This window comes from Candidatus Omnitrophota bacterium, from assembly GCA_030688425.1.
In the GTDB taxonomy this organism is placed as follows: domain Bacteria; phylum Omnitrophota; class Gorgyraeia; order Zapsychrales; family JANLHA01; genus JAUYIB01.
The window spans coordinates 142,116-162,372 of record JAUYIB010000018.1 but is presented as its reverse complement, the minus strand read 5'-3'; the positions used below and the strand labels follow the sequence as shown (position 1 = coordinate 162,372).

Below are 20,257 nucleotides of genomic sequence, written 5' to 3'. Positions count from 1 at the left end.
TCTTCCATCCTCTATCTCTCTACTCCCACTCAATCGTCGCCGGTGGCTTCGAACTCACGTCGTAAACCACGCGGTTCACGCCGGGGACTTCGTTGATGATGCGGTTGGCGATGCGGCCCAAAAGGTCATAGGGCAATTGCACCCAGTCGGCGGTCATGCCGTCCACGCTCGTGACACAACGGATGGCGATGACGTTCTCGTAGGTGCGCTGGTCGCCCATGACGCCGACCGTTTTGATGGGAAGCAGAACGGCGAACGACTGCCAGATCTGGTTGTAGAGGTTGGCCCTCTTGATCTCTTCCAGGACGCGCTCATCGGCGTCGCGGAGGATGTTGATGCGCTCTTTGGTGACTTCGCCGATGATGCGGATGGCGAGGCCGGGTCCGGGAAACGGCTGGCGCAGGAGGATCTGCTCCGGCAGGCCGAGGTGCTTTCCGATGACGCGGACTTCGTCCTTGAACAGCTCGCGCAGGGGCTCGATCAGCTCCAGCTTCATGTTCTTCGGGAGCCCCCCGACGTTGTGATGGCTCTTGATGGTGGCGGACGGGCCTCCCAGCGGCGAGATGGACTCGATGACGTCCGGATACAGCGTGCCCTGGGCCAGAAAATGCACGCCCCTGATCTTCTTGGCGTTCTCCTGGAAGACCTTCACGAACTCCTCGCCGATGATCTTGCGTTTCTGCTCGGGGTCGGTGACGCCCTTCAAGCGGTTTAAAAACCGCTGGGACGCGTCGACCGTGATGAGGTTCATGTTGAAGGTGCCCTTGAAGGTCTTCTGCACGACAGACACTTCGTTGTTGCGCAGAAGGCCGTTGTCCACAAAGATGCAGTAAAGGTCCTTGCCGATCGCCTTATGGATCAGCATGGCGGCGACCGAGGAATCCACCCCGCCGCTCAGCCCTAAGACCACGCGCTTCTTGGCCGCGGTCTCTGCGACCTGGCGGACAGCCGCGTCCGCGAACTTGTCCATGGTCCAGCGCGGCAGACAGCCGCAGATATGGAACGCGAAGTTCTGGAGGATGCTCGCCCCGCGCTGGGTGTGAACGACCTCCGGATGGAACTGGACGGCCCAGATCTTTTTCGCGCGGTTGGCGATGGCGGCCGTGGGGGCGCTGAGCGTGTGCGCGATGGAAACGAATCCCTGCGGGAGCTTCTTCAATTCGTCGGAATGGCTCATCCAGCAGGTCAGGTTGGTCGGGAGATTGGCGAACAGGTCTTTGTTGCTGTCGATGAACAGCTCGGCGCGGCCGAACTCGCGCTCCTTGCTCCTCTTGACGTCCCCGCCGAACAAATGGGTGATGGCCTGCATGCCGTAGCAGACGCCCAGGATGGGAAGACCCATGTTGAAAATTTCTTTGTGCGGAAGCGGGGCGCCTTTGTCATACACGCTCAAGGGCCCGCCGGACAGGACCAGACCCTTCGGGTTATGCTTGCGGATCTCCTCCACCGTGATGTTGTAAGGGACGATCTTGCTGAAGACCTTGTTCTCACGGATGCGCCGGGCGATGAGCTGGGTGTACTGCGAGCCGAAATCCAGGACAAGGATCAAATCCTTGAGGCGCTGTTTGGTGATCTTGACGGAAACCGTCGGGAGCTTGCCGCGCAGTTTCAGGGCCGTGCGGCGGTGGGCGTTGATGCTCTTGATGCGCAGGACCCCTCTGCGGGCGGCCACCGGGGCCTTGGTCAATTGCCTCCGAAACGGCTTGTGCGATGTCCAGCCGGAGTGTTTCCTCACGGGGTTCTTGAGCGTCGTGAGCGTCTGGGCTTTCTTGAGCTTCTTTGTCTTCGGAAGATTTTTTGTCTTCGGAGTTTTCTTTTGGGTCTTCTTTGCCATGGGTCAACCTGCCTTAATAAAGTGTGCGAAGGTCTCTATCCAACAGCCGCTAACGGTTAAAAGTCAGAATGCCGGCGAAAGGTAAAACGGATTATCAAATATTCGGTCCCAGCACTTGTCCCAGCAGCCCTAACTGCTTCGCAGGGCTAAACGCTGTATTCATTTCCGCCGGCTGCTTCAACCGCTCCTAAAATCGCCGGCAGAACATTGATTCCGGTATTTGCCCCAGTTGCCCTAACCGCTCCGCAGGGCAGGCGACTGGGGTAAGTTCCTGCCTACCGGCAGGCAGGCGCCCATCAAATTTGCGTTCGCCTCACGGCTCCGCAAGTTTGGGTCTTACTTGCCCATCCCTACCCTCTGCCCGACCTGGAAGACTTTGCCTTCGGTCTGGATGGACGGGGCGATGATGATCTCGACGTCGTGCATTTCCTTGAGGTTGGACGCGCCCAGCGAACCCATGGAGGTGCGCAACGCACCGACGAGGTTCTGGGAGCCGTCGTCCACCTTGGCCGGCCCGAGAAGGATCTCCTTGAGCGTGCCGGTGGTGCCGACATGGATGCGGGTGCCGCGCGGGAGGTTGGCGTGGGACGTGGCCATGCCCCAGTGATACCCCCGGCCCGGCGCTTCCTCGGCCTTGGCAAAGGCGGAGCCGACCATGACCGCGTCGGAACCGGCCGCGAAGGCCTTGCAGATCTCGCCGCCGATGCGCATGCCGCCGTCGGTGATGATCGGGATGTATCTTCCCTTGCGTTTGAAATAGTGGTCTCTGGCCGCCGCGACGTCCGCGGTGGCCGTGATCTGCGGAACGCCGATGCCCAGGACCCCGCGGGTCGTGCAGGCCGCGCCCGGCCCGACACCCACAAGAACGCCGGCGACGCCGATTTCCATGAGCTCCAGGGCGATCTCATAGGTCACGACGTTGCCCATGAGCACCGGAATCTTGGAACTGGCGACGAATTTTTCCATGTCGAGGACTTTGTACTGCGTGGCGATGTGCTTGGTCGTGGCGACCGTGGACTGGACGACAAAAATGTCACAGCCGGCTTCGATGGCGATGCTGGCGATCTTTTCGGTGTTTTTCTGCGGGACACAGCTGACAACTGCGGGAACTTTGCCCTTTTTGATCTCCTCAACGCGCTTGGCAATGAGGTTTTCCTTCATGGGCTTGAGATAGACGCTCTGGACCAGCTTGGTGGCTTCCTGCGGGGTGGCCTTGGCGATCTCTTCGATGACTTCGGCCGGATTGTCGTAGCGGGTCTGGATGCCGTCCAGATTGAGGACCGCGGTCCCTCCCAGCTTGCCCATTTCAATCGCAAACCTTACGTCCACAACCCCATCCATGCCTGAGGCGAGGAAAGGAAGAGTGAATTTCTTGTCTCCGATGGCCCAGCTGATGTCGACTTCTTCCGGGTTGATCGTGACCATGCCCGGAACCAGGGCGATTTCATCAAAGCCGTAGCACCGTCTGGCGCGGCGCCCGATGCCTATCCACTCTGCCATAGGAAAAACCCCCTCTATCTATGAAAAGGTTGAGCCCGAAGGCGAAAAAATTCTAAAATTTGAGGATTTTGAGGGTGAGTAATTAAAGATATACTATAGTTAGATTTCTTTAACTTGTCAACACTTAAGAAAAAAGGGCAAAGGATTGTAACCCTTTGCCCTTTTTCTATTTACATCACCCAAGATTTCTGGATGAATTCTGGACTTTTTAATACATCCCGCCCATTCCGCCCGGGGGCATCGCAGGCATGGCCGGTTTGTCCTTTTCAGGGGCATCCGTGACCAGGGCCTCGGTTGTCAACAGCAGGCCGGCGATACTGGCGGCGTTCTGCAAGGCGGTCCGGGTGACTTTGGCCGGGTCAATGACGCCGGATTCCAGCATGTCCACGTACTCGTCCTTGTTGATGTCGTAGCCGATGTTGTCTTTCTCGATTTTCAGGCGTTCGACAATGACCGACCCTTCCAGGCCGGCGTTGGTGGCCAGCTGGCGGACAGGGGCCTCGAGCGAGCGCTTCACGATCTCGGCACCGGTTTTTTCATCCCCTTTCAGGGCGATCTTGTCCAGATCGTTGATACAGCGCAGGAGGGCCACTCCGCCGCCGGCAACGATCCCCTCTTCCACGGCCGCGCGGGTCGCGTGCAGGGCGTCCTCGACTCTGGCTTTCTTTTCCTTCATTTCCGACTCGGTAGCGGCACCGACGTTGATGATGGCAACGCCGCCGGCGAGTTTGGCCAGGCGTTCCTGGAGCTTTTCCTTGTCATAAGACGACTCGGTGTTCTCGATCTGGACGCGGATCTGGTTGATGCGCTCCTTGATCTTGGCGGTCACACCGGCGCCTTCGACGATGGTGGTGTTGTCTTTGTCGATCTTGACCTTCTTGGCGCGGCCCAGGTTGGAAATGTCCACGCTCTCGAGCTTCATCCCGCGGTCTTCGGTCACTGCGGTCCCGCCTGTGAGGACGGCGATGTCATCCAGCATGGCCTTGCGGCGGTCGCCGTAGCCCGGCGCTTTGACAGCGGCGCAGGACAGGGTCTTTCTCATGGAGTTGACGACCAGGGTCGCCAGGGCTTCGCCTTCGACCTCTTCGGAGATGATGACCAGCGGCCGGCCGGATTTGGCGACCTTCTCCAGAAGGGGAAGCATGTCCTTGATGTTGGAAATTTTCTTCTCGTAGATCAGGATGTAAGGATCATCCAGTTCGCATTCCATCTTCTCGAGGTTGGTCGAGAAGTACGGGGACAGATACCCCTGGTCGAACTGCATGCCTTCGACGATCTTGAGCTCGGTCTGCATGGTCTTGGATTCCTCGACCGTGATGACCCCGTCTTTGCCGACGGCGTCGAACGCCTCGGCGATCTTTTTGCCGATGAGCGTGTCGTTGTTCGCGGCGATCGTGGCGACCTGCTCGACTTCCTTGGATTTCTTGGGGTCGATCTTCTTGGAGAGGGCGGCGATCTTGGTCACGATCTTCTCGACCGCGGCGTCGATCCCGCGCTTGATGGCCATGGGATTGGCTCCGGCGGTGACGTTCTTGAGGCCTTCCTTATAGATGGCCTCGGCCAGGATGGTGGCGGTGGTGGTCCCGTCGCCGGCCAGGTCGGAGGTCTTCTCGGCGACTTCTTTCACCATCTGCGCGCCCATGTTTTCATAGGGATCTTCGAGTTCAATCTCCTTGGCGACCGAAACGCCGTCTTTGGTGACGGTCGGAGAGCCGAATTTTTTGTCCAGGACAACGTTGCGCCCCTTGGGGCCCAGGGTGACCTTCACGGCCTGCGCGAGCTTCTCGACACCGGCGAGAATGGCGCGTCTGGCCTCGTCACCGTATTTCAATTGTTTTGCTGACATGTTCTTATTCCTCCGTTGGTTTTCAAAACGTTTTCAAATGGATTAGCTGAGGACGGCCAAAACGTCTTCTTCCCTCATGATTAACAGCTCGTCACCGTCTTTGTTGGTGATCTCGGAGCCGCTGTATTTTCCGTAAAGGACCCTGTCCCCGACCTTGACTTCCAGCGCGTGGATCTGGCCGTTGTCCAAAAGCTTGCCTTTGCCGACAGCCACGACTTTGCCTTCCTGGGGCTTCTCCTTGGCCGTGTCCGGCAGGAGAATTCCGCCCTTGGTCTTTTCTGCCGCTTCGAGCGGTTCTACAACGATTCTGTCTCCTAACGGTTGGATCTTCACTGTGAACCTCCTTGTTTAACGCTTGACCTGTTCATGTTTATGGGTTGGAATTTAGTTAGCAGTGTTTCCCGTAGAGTGCTAATGTACAAAAAACATGTTTTTTTGTCAAGAAAAATTTTCGTTCTCCCAGAAAAAACTCCACAAATGACATTTGTGGAGTTTTTTCTCGCCGGGGAGAATCGACCCCGGCGCCTTGAATCCGCGGGGATCAGCCGGGGTGGATATCCTTCTCAAACCAAAACAAAAAAAGTAGCACTCAAAAATTCCGAGTGCTACTTTCCCCAAAAAAATCAACCCCCGGGGTTGAACCTCCACAACCCCGGGGGTTGTGACACTGGTGATTCAAACCGCGTTGTGCCGCTCCCACAAAAGCTTCATTCCCTTAAATACAAGATGGCGGTCGATCGCGCGGATGTCTTTCGCGATGAATTTTTCGATCAGCTCCGTGTACCCCCCTGTCACGATGACCTTGGGCCGGCCGCCGACATGCTTCGCGATCAGGTGGATCAGGCCGCGGCTCATGGCGCCGTAACCGTGAAAAAGCCCGCTCAAGATACTTTCCACCGTGTCCCGGCCGATCAGCGCGCCGGGCTTCATGATCTCAACGCGGGGCAAAAGCGCGGTTTTCTGGAATAGAGATTCGGCGGACAACCGGATGCCCGGGACAATGAGGCCGCCGAGATATTCTTTTCTGCGGGAGACGACGTCAAAGGTGATGGCGGTCCCGAAATCGATGACAACGGCCGGCGCGCCGTAAAGTTCCATGGCCGCGTAGGCGCAGACAAGACGGTCCTGGCCGACCTGCCGGGGATTCCGGTAACGGTTCACGACCGGGACAATGATGTCCTTGCCGATGACGACAGCTTTAACGCCCGTTTCCTTCCGGACCACGGCGCAGACCTCGGCGGTGGCTTTCGGGACAACCGAACAGATCACGGCCCCGTCCCACGCCCGGGAATTTTTTTTCAGCGCCCGGACCGCGGCGGACAGTTTTTTCCGGCGGGCGGAAAAAGGCAACGTGGTCTCCACCATCGCGGTCCTGACGACCTTTGTCCCGGCGAAAACCCCGAGGGAAATGCTGGTGTTGCCGATGTCCACGGTCAGCAGTGTCGTCACGTGTGATGTCTCCGTTTCGCGGGGTTTCCCGCGGATTTCGTCCCGCCCGCGCCCTTGGCCGCAGGCGCGAGAGCGGTGCCGGGGGTCCCGTCTTTCAGGTCCTTGATTCTATCACGGATTTTGGCCGCTTTCTCAAATTCCAGATTTCTCGCGGCCAGCTCCATCTGCCGCTCCAGCTCGGCGATGAAACTGTTGATCTCGTATTGTTCCGCGTTCTCGCCGATGACGGACACCACCAGCTCCTCCGCCTCCTCGGCGTATTCCTCGATGCCCAATTTTATCGCCTTCTGGATAGTGGTGGGCGTGATGCCGTGCTCTTTGTTGAAGGCGATCTGGATCGTCCGGCGGCGCTCGCATTCCTCGATGGCGGCCTGCATGGCCGGACTGATGGAATCGGCGTACATGATGACCTCGCCGTTGATGTTGCGCGCGGCGCGCCCGCCGACCTGGATCAGGGACGTCTGCGACCGCAGGAAACCCTGCTTGTCCGCGTCGAAGATCGCCACCAGGGAGACTTCCGGCAGGTCCAGACCTTCGCGCAGGAGGTTGACCCCGATGAGGCAGTCGAACTTTTTCATGCGCAGGTCCTGCAGGATCTTTGTCCGGTCGATGGTCTCGATGTCCGAATGCAGATATTTGACCTTGAGCCCCTTGCCTTGGAGATATTCGCACAGGTCCTCGGACATGCGTTTGGTCAGCGTGGTGACAAGGACGCGCTCGTTGCGCTCCACGCGTTTGAGCGCTTCCTTCACCAGGTCATCGACCTGGCCCTGGGTGGGCCGCACAAAGATGGGCGGGTCCACGATCCCCGTCGGGCGGATGATCTGCTCGACCACGTAACCCTGCGAATCCTTGATCTCGAACGGCCCGGGGGTCGCGGACACGTAGATCCTCTGCCCGATGATGGACATAAACTCAGGAAATTTCAGGGGGCGGTTGTCCAGGCACGACGGCAGGCGGAAGCCGTATTCGACCAGGGTCTCTTTCCGCGCGCGGTCCCCTTCATACATCCCCCGGACCTGCGAAGCGGTCACGTGCGACTCGTCGATCAAAACCAGAAAATCCTTCGGGAAATAATCCAGCAGGCAGAACGGCCGGCTTCCCGGCGGACGGCCGGACAGGGCCTGCGAATAATTTTCGATGCCGTGGCAGTATCCCATTTCCCGGATCATTTCCATGTCGTATTTCGTGCGGGACTGCAGGCGCTGGGCTTCCAGGAGCTTGCCCTGGGACTGGAGCTGTTTGAGCCGCGCCTCCAGCTCGGCCTCGATCTCTTTGATCGCCTCCTCCACCTTGGGCTGGGACACGATGAAATGTTTGGCCGGATACACCGCGGCCTTGGACAAAGCGGCAATTTCCCCGCCGGTCAGCGGGTCGAACTGAGTGATCTTTTCGATCTCGTCGCCGAAAAACTCGACGCGCAGGGCGTCCTGGCGGTAGGCCGGGAACACCTCGACCACGTCGCCCCGGACGCGGAACTTGCCGCGGCTGAAATCGTAATCGTTGCGCTCATACTGGATGTCAATCAGCTTGCGCAGAACTTCGTCGCGGCCGGCGGCCTGCCCCTTCTCCAGATAGACCAGGTATTCCTTATAATCGTCCGGCGAACCGAGGTTGTAAATACAGGACACGCTGGCGACAATGATCACGTCCCGACGGGACATCAGCGAGGTCGTGGCCGCGAGCCGCAGGCGGTCCAGCCGGTCGTTGATAGAGGCGTCCTTTTCGATGAAGACGTCGGTCTGGGGAACGTAGGCCTCGGGCTGGTAATAATCGTAATAGCTGACGAAATATTCGACGGCGTTGTGGGGGAAGAATTCGCGGAATTCGCTGTAAAGCTGGGCGGCGAGGGTCTTGTTGTGGGAGATGACCAGCGTGGGGCGGTTGATCTTCTCAATGACGTTGGCCAGGGTGAAGGTCTTGCCGCTCCCGGTCACGCCGAGAAGGACCTGGGCCTGGGCGCCTTTTTGAAAATTGGCCATGAGCCCGTCAATGGCGCCGCTTTGCTCCGTCACCGGCTTGAATTTGCTCTGGAGGACGAATTTTTCCATGGAACGGTTCCGGGCAGGACTTATTCTGGGGCGTTGAGCAGATCGGAGATCTTGGCGTAAACGTCATCGACGGTCTTGGCGTGCTTGTAACTCTTCAAATTTTTGACCGGGAACGCCGTGACCGCCTGGAAACGGACCTCGATGTCGGTCTCGCTCTTCTTGGACCGCACGTAAACGTTCAGACGGGAATACCGGGTCATCACCAGCATCGGCATCTGCTTGAGCTCGGTCATGATCAGGATCTGCCGGCTGCCGGGTTCGGGCGTCTTCATCCCCTCGTAAATCGCGGGGTCGGTCGTGGCCTCGACTTTCCAGCCCAGTTCTTCCAGGGCCTTGCGGGTGACGGAATAGGCCCGGTCATAATCGACGTAAAAACGCCGGGTGACCGGTTTCTTGTCCGGGATGTAGGACGGGAGCTGGATGGTGGCGCAGCCGGAGAGGGTGATAAGTGCAAATAGGGATAGTAAAATGACGTTGGATTTGCGCATGCCGATTTTCTCTATCTTTATTCCAATCCTTGTTGGTGATTATATAAATGACCCATAGTAATAAGAATCCCAAAAACCAGCAGAAGAAATATCAATAACAACAAAAAATTTCTTTCATCCCGAAAATGCTTTCTGAATACCATTCTAATTAAAAAGGCGGGTATCCCCGCTATTGCCAAGAGTCCGAGCCCGGAACTCGTGATGAATATATATATATCAACACTATTGCCGGGGGGGAGCTTGCCAGTCAGAATCGGCCCCATTGCCCCACCAGCACAGGAGAGAAAAATCGCTATAAGCCATAAGTTAGACGCAGACAGATTCATAGATCATCCCCCCTACTCTTTTTTAGCTAAAGCCGCTCATCAATCCCGGCTGCCTCGCTTGGGCTCGGCAAGTCGCCGGGACTAATTCGGCCAACAAACTTATGTTCGTCCCGCTTTCAGCAGGACTCCATAAGTTTGGGCCTCATTAGCACACTTTCCCATGCATGTAAGGCCGCTTTTTATTTTTGGCGGATTTTTGGGCGATCTCGTCTTCGATGTCGATGTTCATGCCGCCGCAGAGGTCCAGCAGGCGGATAAAGGTGTCGGCCAGTTCTTCCTTGAAATTGGCCTGGTCCTGGTGGCGGTGGGCTTCCATGGCCTCGGCCAGCTCGGTGACGATGAGCATCAGGGCCTCGCCGATGTTGCGCTCCTTGTCCCAGAAGCCTTTTTCAACGGCGATCGCGTGGCAGATCGCGGACAGTTCGTTCAGGGATTTTCCTTTGATCTCGACCGTATTTTCCAAGGATGACCTCCTTTAACGAGGGGCTTCGGCCCTCAATTGCTGTTCATGAAATCTTTCATGTCCGCCGGCAGAGGGGATTCCACCAGGATATCCTCATGGGTGACCGGGTGCTTCCACTCGATCTCGCTCGCGTGCAGGGCCACCCTCCGGAATTTGAGGGTGAAGTCCCGGCCGTAAGCGTAAACCCGCTCGCCCAATAGAGGATGCTCGATCTGGCTGAAATGGATGCGGATCTGGTTGGTCCTCCCGGTCAGGGGGGTGACCTCCACGATCGAGAACCGGTGTTTGACCTTGATGACTTTGTAACGGGTCACGGCCGTGCGGGGCGGGGCGTTGCGGTGATATTTTTTCTGGAAAGCGTCCTGGATCGGCAGGCGGATCTCGCCGGACGGCCGCTTCAATTTTCCCCGGACAAAGGCGATGTATTTTTTGTGGACCGCGGACTTGTGGAACACCTCCATCATCAGCTGCTGGTTGCGTTTGCCTTTGGCAAAGATGATGGCGCCCGAGGTCTCCCGGTCCAGCCGGTGGCAGGGGTGAAGGCGGCCGGCGGTCCTCCCCGCGTTCACGATGTCGACCAGGGTGTGCTTTTCGTTTTTCGGCGTGGGGATGACCAGAAGGCCCGCGGGTTTGTCAAACACGACCAGGCAATCATCCTCATATAAAACCTTAACAGGCGTTTGCATGAAATTCCGGTGGCAGTGGGATTTTTACGGCTGAGGATCTTCAGTGTCGTCTTCGTATTGCGCTTCCAAAAGAGCCGTCAGATAATTGAGCTTGCGGATGACGATCACGGGAAAAATGACGAACATCCAGATCATCAGCCCTGTGGCGATCATGGACTGGACCATGTATTGCTGCGGGGTCAAGCCGAGCATCTGTTCCATCGCGCAACTCCCTTGGGCCGGCGGGGTCGGATTAAGACGACGCCCCGGCCGCCATGCCCGTCTTGATGAATTCCGAAATGTATTCCGAATCCCGGCCGTTGATGTCGTTGAAATAAATGGCCACATTGAACCCTTCATGGCCGGAGACCGATTCGGTCCGGACGATCACCCCGCCGCAGGTGACCTTTTTTGTGGCAACCTTGCCGTTCTTGCGGATCGGCAAAAGCAGGTGGATCTTGAGCTTGGTCATGGGCTCGATGTACTTCTCCACGCGGCAGTAAACCCCGGTACGGCTCAAATTTTTCGTTTCCGTGACCAGATCCGCGTCATCGCTGCAGATCTTCAGCGGAATATTGCTCTCAAAACGCGGGTGCTGGCGGCGGTCTTCAGAAGGATGATGCTGGATCACGTCGGCTCCTTAAGTGTCCCCATTCGGGGGCGGTCAAAACTTCATGATTTGGATATATTTGCGGATTTCGTTCCTGGCAATGACATCGTCCGGCCGGGCGGAGAACTCCACGCCGACCTGGTAGGTTTCAGCATGGGGAACTCTCTGGATCCAGGCCACGCGGCCCAGGACATTAACCTTGCGGTCGACATCCACCGGGACCGAAACCGCGACCCGGCTCTCAAGAGGGACAAAGTCATCAAAATACATCCTCAACCCTCCCTCGCTCAGATCGCAGCTCAGATGGCCGTGGGAAGCCGTTTCCGGCAGAATGGACACCAGCACGGGTTCTCGGAAAGAAACCCTCTGATAGCGGCGCTTGTCTTCGTTGACCTCTTGTTTAGGCATAATTCGGTTGAAATCCCTTTCCGTGGCTGAAAGGAATTATAGCATAATCCGGAGGACATACAACCAATTTTCCCGCAGACAGCCCACAACGCTCCCGGGGCCTGCCAAAATTGTCAATTTACCAAAATTTTCGTCCGTGCTATACTGTTTTCCGTTCTAAGGAGTCCTTGGACCTCTGCGGCCTGGACAACAGAAAGAAAACAGCGCTCCGGTGTATAAAGAATATTACAATCTGGCTGAAAACCCGTTCAACGTCACCTCGGACCCGGCATTTTACTTTTCAAGCAGCCGCCATGCCGAGGCCTTCTCGCATCTGGTCTACGGCATCCAGGAACGCAAAGGCATCCTGGTCGTCACCGGGGAGATCGGCACGGGGAAGACCACCCTCTGCCGGACCCTGCTCAACCAGCTCGACCCGCATATCAAGACCGCGCTCATCCTGAACCCCTATTTTTCAGAAACCCAGCTTCTTCAGCTCATCATCAAGGACCTGGGGATCACCGGCGAATACAAAAACAAGCTCACCCTCATCACCGCCCTGAACGACTTCCTGCTCGAACAGGCCAGTCACGGCAACAACGTGGTCCTGGTCATCGATGAAGCGCAAAACCTCCGGGTCCGCCAGCTGGAACAGCTGCGACTGTTGTCCAACCTGGAAACAGAGAAAGCCAAACTCCTGCAGATCCTCCTCGTCGGCCAGCCGGAACTGCTCGACAAACTCAAACTGGATTCCCTGCGCCAGCTCAACCAGAGGGTCTCGGTGAGATATCACATTCTGCCCCTTGAGAAAAATGAAATTCCGGAGTATATTAATCACCGGATCAAAGTGGCCTGCCGGTCCAAAAACGGAAAACTCCCGGTCACGTTTACGCCGGGGGCCGTGGACGCGCTGTTCACCCTGTCCAAAGGAACGCCGCGCGTGATCAACATCCTGTGCGACCGCGCGCTCCTGGCCGGGTATGTGGCCGAAAGCCATAACATTGACGAGCAAATGGTTTACAAGTGCGCACGAGAGATCAATTTGTGAAGTCCCCCGGCTGTCCTCAACGCTTCGCAGGACACTTCGCCGGGGTTAATTCGGCCAACAAACTTATGTCGTCCCGCTTTGCGGGACTTCCATAAGTTTGGGCCTCATTAATATGAGCATCATCAACGACGCGTTAAAGAAAGTTCAGAACAATCTTCAGAGCAATGGGGCCGGCCCGGAAAAGGTTCTGCCTATCCCGCAGGCCGCCCCGGCCCTGCAGGCCGCGTCCGTTCCTCCGGCGGCCGCTGTTCGTGTCCCGCCTCCGAAGCCCGAGAAGATCCGCCAGGCGGCAGAGACCGTGATCACGCCGCAGACCGTCGCGGATAAATCCGCGGGCAAAAAAGAAGGGCTCATCATCGGCATCTGCGTCCTGATCTGCGCGGTGCTGGTCTTCCTGATCATCTATCTGGTCGGGGAATACAACCGCTCCCGCACCTGGATGGGAAAAGCAGGCTCGCCCCACCGCATCGTCATCAAGGGCATCATGGCCATGGGGGACAGGAACGTGCTCCTCATCAACGACGAGGTTTATGAGGTGGGGGATTCCGTGCAGGGGAAAAAGATCGTCAAGATCTCGCTGGACCGGGTGGAGTTCTTGGACAGGGGCAGGGTCAGGACCTTCAGGGTCAGCAAAAAATCGAAGGACCAGTTTTAAAACTTTTCAGCTTTGCCGCAGGTATTTTCTCACCGCAGACCGGATCACCGCTTCCGGAAGACCTTCCACAACTTTCACGCTTCCGATCTTCGCCGCCAGGACAAACTTTTTTGTCTTCCCGGAAAATTTTTTATCATGGGCCATGTGCTTCATGATCCGGGGCAGAGTGACGCCGCGGATCCGTTCGGGCAGGCCGACGGCCGTCAAAAGGTCTTCCACGCGCCGGGCGGACGGCGGCGGCAACAAGTTCATCCGGCAGGACAGCTCCAGGGCGACCCGCATCCCCAGGGCCACGGCTTCCCCGTGATGGTACCGGCTGAACCCCGCGGCCGCCTCGACGGCATGGCCAGCGGTGTGGCCGAAATTCAGGATCGTCCGGATCCCCTTGGTCTCCTTTTCGTCCGCGGACACCACGCTGGCCTTGATCCGGCTGCAGGCCAGAACGACCTCGGTCATCGCCGGGACATCCAAGGCCAGAAGGTTATCGACGTTCGCTTCCAGAAAATGAAAAAACTGCTCGTCGCAGATCACGCCGTACTTGACCGCCTCGGCCAGGCCGTTCCGGATCTGGCGGCGGGTCAGGGTCTGCAGGACGGCGGTGTCGCTGAAGACCAGCTTCGGCTGGTAAAACGCGCCGACCAGGTTCTTGCCGACCGGCAGGTCCACGGCCACTTTGCCGCCGATCGCCGAATCGATCTGCGCCAGCAGGGTCGTCGGGACCTGGATGTACGGGATCCCCCGTTTATAGGCCGCGGCCACGTATCCAGCCAGATCTCCGATCACGCCGCCGCCGAAGGCCACGATAAAAATCTTTTTGCGCACGTCATACCGGGCGATCTTCTGGAACAGGTCGAACGCGGTCCGGACCGACTTGCTCTTTTCCCCGTCAGGGACGATGAACGCCTGGACGGAAAAACCCGCCTTTTTCAAGCCCGCGGCCAGCGCCTTGCCGTGCAGGCGGTTGACCACCGGGTTCGTGATGACCACGGCGTCCTGCCCCAGGCCCAGGTCTTCCAGGTTCTGGCCCAGGGACGGCAGGGTCCCGTGCCCGATCATGATCGGGTAGGTGTTTTCCTTGAGATCGACTTCAACGGTCCGCACGATCGTCTCCTTGCTGTTCACGCCGCCGATGCAACGCCCAGATGGGCCGCCAGCACCGCGACAATCCCCCACACAAAATCCAAAAAGCCGTAATTGAGCAGGAACAAAAGGATGATGAACCCGAACGGCTCCAGATAACCGTAATACCTGTCCAGCGGCCGGGGCAAAAGCCCCATCAGGATGCGAGAACCGTCGAGAGGCGGGACCGGGACAAGGTTGAAGACCGCCAGCAGGAGGTTCAGCACGATCACGAGGCTGAAGATCTCGGCCGCCCATCCGGGCACCGGGACCTTAAGCAGGACGCTGAAGACCGCCGCCAAAAACAGGTTGACGGCCGGGCCTGCCGCGGCCACCCAGATCATGTCCGTCTTGGGGTTGAACAGGTTCCGGAAATTCACCGGGACCGGCTTGGCCCACCCGAACGGGACAAATCCCAAAAGCCGCAGGACCACCGGGACAATGATCATCCCCACAAGGTCGATATGTTTGAGGGGATTGAGCGTCAGGCGGCCGGCCAGCTTGGCCGTCGGGTCGCCCCGTCGGTTCGCCTCCCACCCGTGCGCGTATTCATGGACAACAACGGCAAAAAGCAGAACCCCGACCGTTACAACAAACTCCATCATATTCTCGCAGTGTTCTCAGGCCCGGAAGGAATCTGGGGATATCACAGGACCAAATGGATTTTGGAAATCGTCAGGACCGGGTAAGGGGCCGCGATATCGGCCTGCAAGGTCCCTTCCATCCTGACGGTGTGGCGCAGGAACCGGCCGATCATTTCGGGATCGCCCTTGATGTAATAAACGGAACTGTCGCCGGCGGTGATCGTGTGGCGCACATCCGCGGCGATCGAGCGCTCTCCCGCGTCCTCCACGAGGCCAGAGACGGCGATCCTCTTTTTTCCCGCGGCGGGGGCGGCCGCCGGCCCGGCGGCTGCGGGTTCGGCGCTCTTGGCGTCTTCCATCCTCTTACGGGCATAAATATTGCGCACCGGCGGCTCCACGGTCCGCGGCGGCGGGAGGTCTTTTGAATGAAAGGCAAGGAATTCCTGGGACACCCAGCCGTAGCTCTGCTCGACCGGCTCGATGCGGTACCACGCGTCCAGCTTGTTGAGGATCCTGACCAGCGTTCCCTTGTTCAACTGGGTGATGACGGAAAATCTGTCTCCGGCCCCGGCCCGGACGTTGACGCGGTTGCCGGTGATCTCGCCGATGTCGTCCTGGATCAGGGTCACGAACTTGTTGCTGACATAACTTTCGGCGTCGATCGGGAGCTGGACCTTGTACCAGCCGTACTGCTCCCCGGCCACGACCGCCTTGTCCCCCTGCTGGAACCGGCCGACCTTTTCAAAACTTGTGCTTTGCCCGGAGCGGATGTTGACATTTTGGGCCTTGACCTCGGCCACGAACGGGAACTGCTCCTCGGAAAACGCGGCCGGGCCTGTTGCCAGGACGATCGCGAAAGCGAAAAGCAATGGTCTTTGGATGATCATGGAGGGTTTCATTGAGGGGTCTGTTGCCCCGCCGTTCCGCGTTCTGCGGCACGGCAGGGCCAAACCTTGCAACGCCCGGGCAACCCGGACATCGATTATTCTCGCGTTACTTCTTCGCGGCTGGAGCGGCGGCTTTCGCGGCCGGGGCGGCGGCTTTGGCACCCGGAGCGGCTGCCGGAGCTGCACCCGGAGCGGCTGCTCCGGCGGCTGCGGCGTCTTCCTCTTTGGCAACCTTTTTCTTGGCCTTGATCTTGAGGACCTTGATCTTGGGAAGACCCGTCGCCTTCTGGGTCTCGTTCCAGAGGCCCTTCTTCATCAGATCCTTAATCCGCTCGATGCGCGTCATGACACTGCGCTGCTGCGCGCCGGCGGAATCTATTTTCAATGAGGGATGTAACGACATTTCACAAACTCCTTATTAGACAGTCTTTATATTGTTTGCTGAGTTTTTCCGACATGACCTTGGCATCGTTCTTAGCGGAATATTTTCCGACACAGACGATCACATGGCTGCCCTTTTTCATCACCAACGTTTCATAACCTTTCTGCTGAAGCGACATCGCCTCCTTCTCTGCCCGTGACTTGAACTTGTATGACGCCACCTGGATCGTGTAGGACTTCACCGCCATCTGGGCGGGGATATCAACCGGCTGCGGAACGACCGCAGGGACCCGCTGTGCCGGGACCGGAGAGGCCGGCGCGGCTGCCGGAGGATTTTGCGTCATGGGTTTTGTAACAACCTGCTGATCTTCAGCGGCCGTTTTCTTCTGCGCCGCCGGCTGGACCGCGGGGACATTCCGTTCGGACCGGCCCGCCGCCTTCGCAGGCCGCCGGTCCCGGCTCACGACCTTCCCCCGCTCGACTCCCAGGGAGAACGCCACGAGCAGAAACATGACGCCTATTATACTCAAAACAATGCAATTTTCCAAGGATAACGTTAGGCTGGTCAGGGAGAACCCGCGCCGGGTCACATCGACCGGCCGGGCCTGAGAATTCGGGAAAAGCTCGAACTGCGATTGTTTATGAAAATTAATATTCATATTTAACATTATAGGGTCACTTTTTTATATGACTCAAGTAATTTCTGAATTTTTTTTGTTTGCAGAGGTCGCAAAAAGCGCCAACCACATTCGGGTCGAACTGGGTTCCGCTGTTGGCCTTGAGTTCCTCCAGGGCCTCGTCGATCATCAGCGTCTTACGGTACGGACGGCCGCGGATCATGGCCTCGAAAGCGTCGACCACCGACATGATCCTCGCCCCCATGGGGATCTGTTCTTTCTTCAATCCCGACGGATAGCCGGTGCCGTCGTATTTTTCATGATGATAGAGGATGATCGGCAGGACCGGCTTCAAGAACTCGACGGGCCGGATCAGCTCCACGCTCTTGGCCGGGTGGCTGCGGATGACCTTGAACTCCTCGGGGGACAGCTGGCTCGTCTTGGACAGGATGTCGTAAGGCACGTCCAAGGCCCCGGCGGCGTGCAGGATGCTCGCGTAATGCAGGCATTCGATCCCCTGCTGGCCCATGCTCAGTTTCTCGGCGAGGAATTTCACGATCTTGAAATACACCGGCGTGTGGTGCGACACCGCGTGCCCCTGCCTCTCCAGCAGGTTGCCGATGAATTTCATGCTGCCCAGGATGACGCCCTGCTGCTGTTCATACAGCTGGAGGTTCTTGATGGCGGTCACGGCCTGCTCCCCGACGACCGAGAGCATCTCCCGGTCGAACTCGGTGAACGCCGGCTGGTTTTGCCGGCGGCGGATAAAAATCGCGCCGACGTTGTCGTCGGCCACCAGCGGCAGCCCGATCAGCCGTTTCTCGAAAACCGCCTGGCCCTCGGCCACCTTGCGCTCTTTCTCGGAGACCCTGGCGATGTCCCGCCGCTTGTTCAAAAGGATATTGATCTTGTTGTCAAAAATGGCGATCAGGATGATCCTTTTTTTCTGCGGGTCCAGGATCAGCACGCTGGCGGAGTCGGCCTTGATGAACTGGCACAGCAGCCGGGTCAGGCGCAGGGACAGCTCCCTGACGTTATACGTCGAATTGACCAGACGGTAGACCATGTGCACCGCCGAGAGGATCAGCTTGTATTTCTGCGACAGGCTTTTCGAATTATAAAAGTTCATTCTCACGTATCTCGCTCGCATCAGACGTCCCGCCTTTAAATTTTTTCGTAAGGATGAAACACTTTCTTGTGCTCTTCCAGGGCGAACCGGTCGGTCATCGAGGCGATGTAATGGCAGATCACCTCGTATTTTTCCTTTTTGGAGTAGCGGCGCCCCCGCCGGTAGACCGAATACGGCAGCTGGGTCGGCTCCTTGAGGTACACATAAAACAGATCGTGGATGATGCGTTTGGCCTTTTCGGTCATGCGGACCACGCGGTAATGATGATACAACTTCTCATTGAGGAGACGCTGGAGCGCGTCCCGCTCTTTCGTCATCCGGGCGCTGAAACCGACCACGATCTTGCGGTTTTTTTTCACGTCTTTCACCGAACGGAAGCTCATGGCCCGGATCTTCGCGTCGGTGGTCGACAAAAGGTCCTTGATCTGCATATCGATGAGCTCTTTGACGATCTGGTATTTGAGCATCTCCCGGTCGTCATGGCCCACAACGGCCGTGATGTTCCGCAGGGCCCTCTGCCACAGGGCGCTGCCGATCAGGTCTTGCTCGGTGATGTAGCCGGACGTCAGTCCATCGTCGATGTCGTGGTTCAGGTACGCCAGGGAATCCGCGAAATCCACGACCTGCGCCTCGAGGGTGGGGCCTTCATTCAGCCCGCGGCGCGCGCGCCCCGCCCGGTCGTAGACCGTCTGGTGCTTGAGGATCCCCACGCGCACCTCGGTGGTGAGGTTGAGGCCCGGGAAATTCGGATAACGGCGCTCGAACGCGGTCACGATCTTGAAACTGCGCTCGTTGTGGTTGAATTTGCCCAGCCCGGCCTTGGTCATGATCATGTTCAACGCGTCCTCGCCGGCATGGCCGAACGGCGGGTGGCCGAGATCGTGGGCCAGGGCGATCGCCTCGATCAAATCCTCGTTCAGGCGGAGGTTGCGGCCGATGGTCCTCCCCATCTGGGCGACCTCGATGGTGTGCGTCAGCCGCGTGCGGTAATAATCGCCTTCCAGGATGGTGAAGACCTGCGTCTTGTATTCAAGCTTGCGGAACGCCTCGCTATGGATGATCCGGTCGCGGTCCCGCTGATAACAGGTGCGGGTCGCGTGGTCCGGCTCGTCGTATTCCCGCCCCGATGAGTCCTTGCTCTTCATGGCGTACGGGGCCAGGATCTTGTCTTCCAGCTGTTCAATGTCGTCGCGCGTGCGCATAAGAATTTACCGGTCCCCGGACTTCCGCCGGCCCCGACGTTTCTGATTTGCCAGCCACAGCTTCTCAAACAAAACTTTCAAAGACATGGAGATGACTTTCGTGAACCCGACCACCGGCATGAAGTTCACGTCTCCCCGCCAGCGGGGCACGACGTGGATGTGCAAATGCCCGGGGATCCCGGCGCCGGCCACGCGGCCCAGATTCATCCCGACATTATAGCCGGCCGGAGAAAGCACTTCGCCCAAAAGCTCCTGGGTGTGCTCCAGGAGGTCCATCAGGTCCTCCCGCTCCGCGCGGGTCAGCCGTTTCAAATCCCCGACATGACGGTTGGGGAGGATCAGGCAATGGCCGTTATTGTAAGGATAAATATTGAGGACGGCGTAGGAATGGCGGCTGCGGGCGAAGACAAAATGTTTTTTGTCCCCGGACGCGTTTTTCTGGATCTTGCAAAAGACGCACCCCTTGGTCTTGTCGATCTTGGTGATGTATTTGACGCGCCAGGGCGCCCAGAGTTTATTGGTCGTCATTTTTTGACTTTGATGATCGATGCCTTGATGCCGTTGTCCGCCACGTCCAGGATCCCGTAGGAACAGAACGGGGCGGAAATGTCGTCGTTGGGACTGCCGGGGTTGAAAAACAAGACCCCGCCGATCTTCTCATTGAACGGTTTGTGCGAATGGCCGAAGACCACCGCGTCCACGGCCTCGCCCTGGAACTCCCGCTGGACCGTCTCCAGGATAAAATGCGCCGATCCCTCCCCGTGAAAAACGCCGACGCGAAACCGTCCGCAAGGGATGATCTGGCTGCGCGGGAACTTTTTGCGGATCTGGGCCCCGTCCATGTTCCCCTGCACGGCCTTGACGTCCCGGATCTTCGCCAGGGCCTCGTAATCCGCCAACTCGCAAAAATCGCCCGCGTGGATGATAAAATCCACCCCGGCGAAATCCCGGACCATCTGGGCCGGGAGGGGTTTTGAATGAGTGTCGGATACGACGCCGATGCGCATGCCGCCTTT

23 protein-coding genes are annotated in these 20,257 nt (G+C 58.1%); 2 read left to right on the top strand and 21 right to left on the bottom strand.

What is annotated here, in order from left to right:
- Positions 1-19: 19 nt before the first annotated feature.
- The 12 genes from guaA to Q8Q08_07670 form a co-directional block, all read right to left on the bottom strand.
- Positions 20-1,834: a glutamine-hydrolyzing GMP synthase gene (guaA, locus tag Q8Q08_07725; protein ID MDP2653903.1), complete on the bottom strand. Its 1,815-nt coding sequence runs from the start codon at positions 1,832-1,834 to the stop codon at positions 20-22.
- A 336-nt stretch (positions 1,835-2,170) separates the two neighbouring features.
- Entirely contained in the window at positions 2,171-3,334 is a 1,164-nt protein-coding gene (locus Q8Q08_07720; protein ID MDP2653902.1) for a GuaB3 family IMP dehydrogenase-related protein, read from the bottom strand.
- Positions 3,335-3,542: 208 nt separating this feature from the next.
- Entirely contained in the window at positions 3,543-5,180 is a 1,638-nt protein-coding gene (groL, locus tag Q8Q08_07715; GenBank protein MDP2653901.1) for a chaperonin GroEL, read from the bottom strand.
- A 42-nt stretch (positions 5,181-5,222) separates the two neighbouring features.
- The gene (gene groES, locus Q8Q08_07710) at positions 5,223-5,513 is read right to left on the bottom strand and encodes a co-chaperone GroES (GenBank protein ID MDP2653900.1); all 291 of its coding nucleotides are present in this window, start codon (positions 5,511-5,513) and stop codon (positions 5,223-5,225) included.
- A gap of 342 nt (positions 5,514-5,855) precedes the next feature.
- A complete protein-coding gene (locus Q8Q08_07705) occupies positions 5,856-6,629 on the bottom strand; it encodes a type III pantothenate kinase (GenBank protein ID MDP2653899.1) in 774 nt (257 codons plus the stop codon).
- The gene (gene uvrB / locus Q8Q08_07700; protein MDP2653898.1) at positions 6,626-8,680 is read right to left on the bottom strand and encodes an excinuclease ABC subunit UvrB; all 2,055 of its coding nucleotides are present in this window, start codon (positions 8,678-8,680) and stop codon (positions 6,626-6,628) included. Before uvrB ends, Q8Q08_07705 begins: the two co-directional genes overlap by 4 nt.
- Before the next feature lie 20 nt (positions 8,681-8,700).
- The gene (locus Q8Q08_07695) at positions 8,701-9,168 is read right to left on the bottom strand and encodes a hypothetical protein (protein MDP2653897.1); all 468 of its coding nucleotides are present in this window, start codon (positions 9,166-9,168) and stop codon (positions 8,701-8,703) included.
- A 471-nt stretch (positions 9,169-9,639) separates the two neighbouring features.
- A complete protein-coding gene (locus Q8Q08_07690) occupies positions 9,640-9,957 on the bottom strand; it encodes a MazG nucleotide pyrophosphohydrolase domain-containing protein (GenBank protein ID MDP2653896.1) in 318 nt (105 codons plus the stop codon).
- Between the two features lie 32 nt (positions 9,958-9,989).
- The gene (locus Q8Q08_07685; GenBank protein MDP2653895.1) at positions 9,990-10,643 is read right to left on the bottom strand and encodes an RluA family pseudouridine synthase; all 654 of its coding nucleotides are present in this window, start codon (positions 10,641-10,643) and stop codon (positions 9,990-9,992) included.
- 24 nt (positions 10,644-10,667) lie between these two features.
- The gene (locus Q8Q08_07680) at positions 10,668-10,844 is read right to left on the bottom strand and encodes a hypothetical protein (protein ID MDP2653894.1); all 177 of its coding nucleotides are present in this window, start codon (positions 10,842-10,844) and stop codon (positions 10,668-10,670) included.
- A 31-nt stretch (positions 10,845-10,875) separates the two neighbouring features.
- Positions 10,876-11,253, bottom strand: a complete 378-nt coding sequence (locus tag Q8Q08_07675) for a PilZ domain-containing protein (protein ID MDP2653893.1) — start codon at positions 11,251-11,253, stop codon at positions 10,876-10,878.
- 33 nt (positions 11,254-11,286) lie between these two features.
- On the bottom strand, positions 11,287-11,640 hold the full coding sequence (locus tag Q8Q08_07670; GenBank protein MDP2653892.1) for a PilZ domain-containing protein: 354 nt from the start codon (positions 11,638-11,640) through the stop codon (positions 11,287-11,289).
- 211 nt (positions 11,641-11,851) lie between these two features.
- On the opposite strand from Q8Q08_07670, the gene Q8Q08_07665 reads away from it, so the two are divergent.
- Together Q8Q08_07665 and Q8Q08_07660 are read left to right on the top strand one after the other, a co-directional pair.
- Positions 11,852-12,667 (top strand): AAA family ATPase, encoded by an 816-nt coding sequence (locus tag Q8Q08_07665; GenBank protein ID MDP2653891.1) that lies wholly within the window; start codon positions 11,852-11,854, stop codon positions 12,665-12,667.
- Between the two features lie 112 nt (positions 12,668-12,779).
- A complete protein-coding gene (locus Q8Q08_07660) occupies positions 12,780-13,322 on the top strand; it encodes a hypothetical protein (protein ID MDP2653890.1) in 543 nt (180 codons plus the stop codon).
- Between the two features lie 6 nt (positions 13,323-13,328).
- On the opposite strand, the gene aroB is transcribed toward Q8Q08_07660, so the two are convergent.
- The 9 genes from aroB to Q8Q08_07615 form a co-directional block, all read right to left on the bottom strand.
- Complete coding sequence (gene aroB / locus Q8Q08_07655; GenBank protein MDP2653889.1) at positions 13,329-14,423, bottom strand: 3-dehydroquinate synthase; 1,095 nt, start codon at positions 14,421-14,423, stop codon at positions 13,329-13,331.
- Between the two features lie 17 nt (positions 14,424-14,440).
- On the bottom strand, positions 14,441-15,046 hold the full coding sequence (locus Q8Q08_07650) for a site-2 protease family protein (protein MDP2653888.1): 606 nt from the start codon (positions 15,044-15,046) through the stop codon (positions 14,441-14,443).
- Between the two features lie 41 nt (positions 15,047-15,087).
- Entirely contained in the window at positions 15,088-15,912 is an 825-nt protein-coding gene (locus tag Q8Q08_07645; protein ID MDP2653887.1) for an SH3 domain-containing protein, read from the bottom strand.
- A 106-nt stretch (positions 15,913-16,018) separates the two neighbouring features.
- Complete coding sequence (locus tag Q8Q08_07640; GenBank protein MDP2653886.1) at positions 16,019-16,315, bottom strand: small basic protein; 297 nt, start codon at positions 16,313-16,315, stop codon at positions 16,019-16,021.
- 1 nt (position 16,316) lies between these two features.
- Positions 16,317-16,952 (bottom strand): SPOR domain-containing protein, encoded by a 636-nt coding sequence (locus tag Q8Q08_07635; GenBank protein ID MDP2653885.1) that lies wholly within the window; start codon positions 16,950-16,952, stop codon positions 16,317-16,319.
- Positions 16,953-16,968: 16 nt separating this feature from the next.
- Positions 16,969-18,039, bottom strand: a complete 1,071-nt coding sequence (locus Q8Q08_07630) for an HD domain-containing phosphohydrolase (GenBank protein MDP2653884.1) — start codon at positions 18,037-18,039, stop codon at positions 16,969-16,971.
- A 35-nt stretch (positions 18,040-18,074) separates the two neighbouring features.
- The gene (locus Q8Q08_07625) at positions 18,075-19,241 is read right to left on the bottom strand and encodes a deoxyguanosinetriphosphate triphosphohydrolase (GenBank protein ID MDP2653883.1); all 1,167 of its coding nucleotides are present in this window, start codon (positions 19,239-19,241) and stop codon (positions 18,075-18,077) included.
- Positions 19,242-19,247: 6 nt separating this feature from the next.
- Complete coding sequence (locus Q8Q08_07620; protein MDP2653882.1) at positions 19,248-19,769, bottom strand: HIT domain-containing protein; 522 nt, start codon at positions 19,767-19,769, stop codon at positions 19,248-19,250.
- Positions 19,766-20,248 (bottom strand): metallophosphoesterase family protein, encoded by a 483-nt coding sequence (locus Q8Q08_07615; GenBank protein ID MDP2653881.1) that lies wholly within the window; start codon positions 20,246-20,248, stop codon positions 19,766-19,768. Before Q8Q08_07615 ends, Q8Q08_07620 begins: the two co-directional genes overlap by 4 nt.
- Positions 20,249-20,257: the final 9 nt, after the last annotated feature.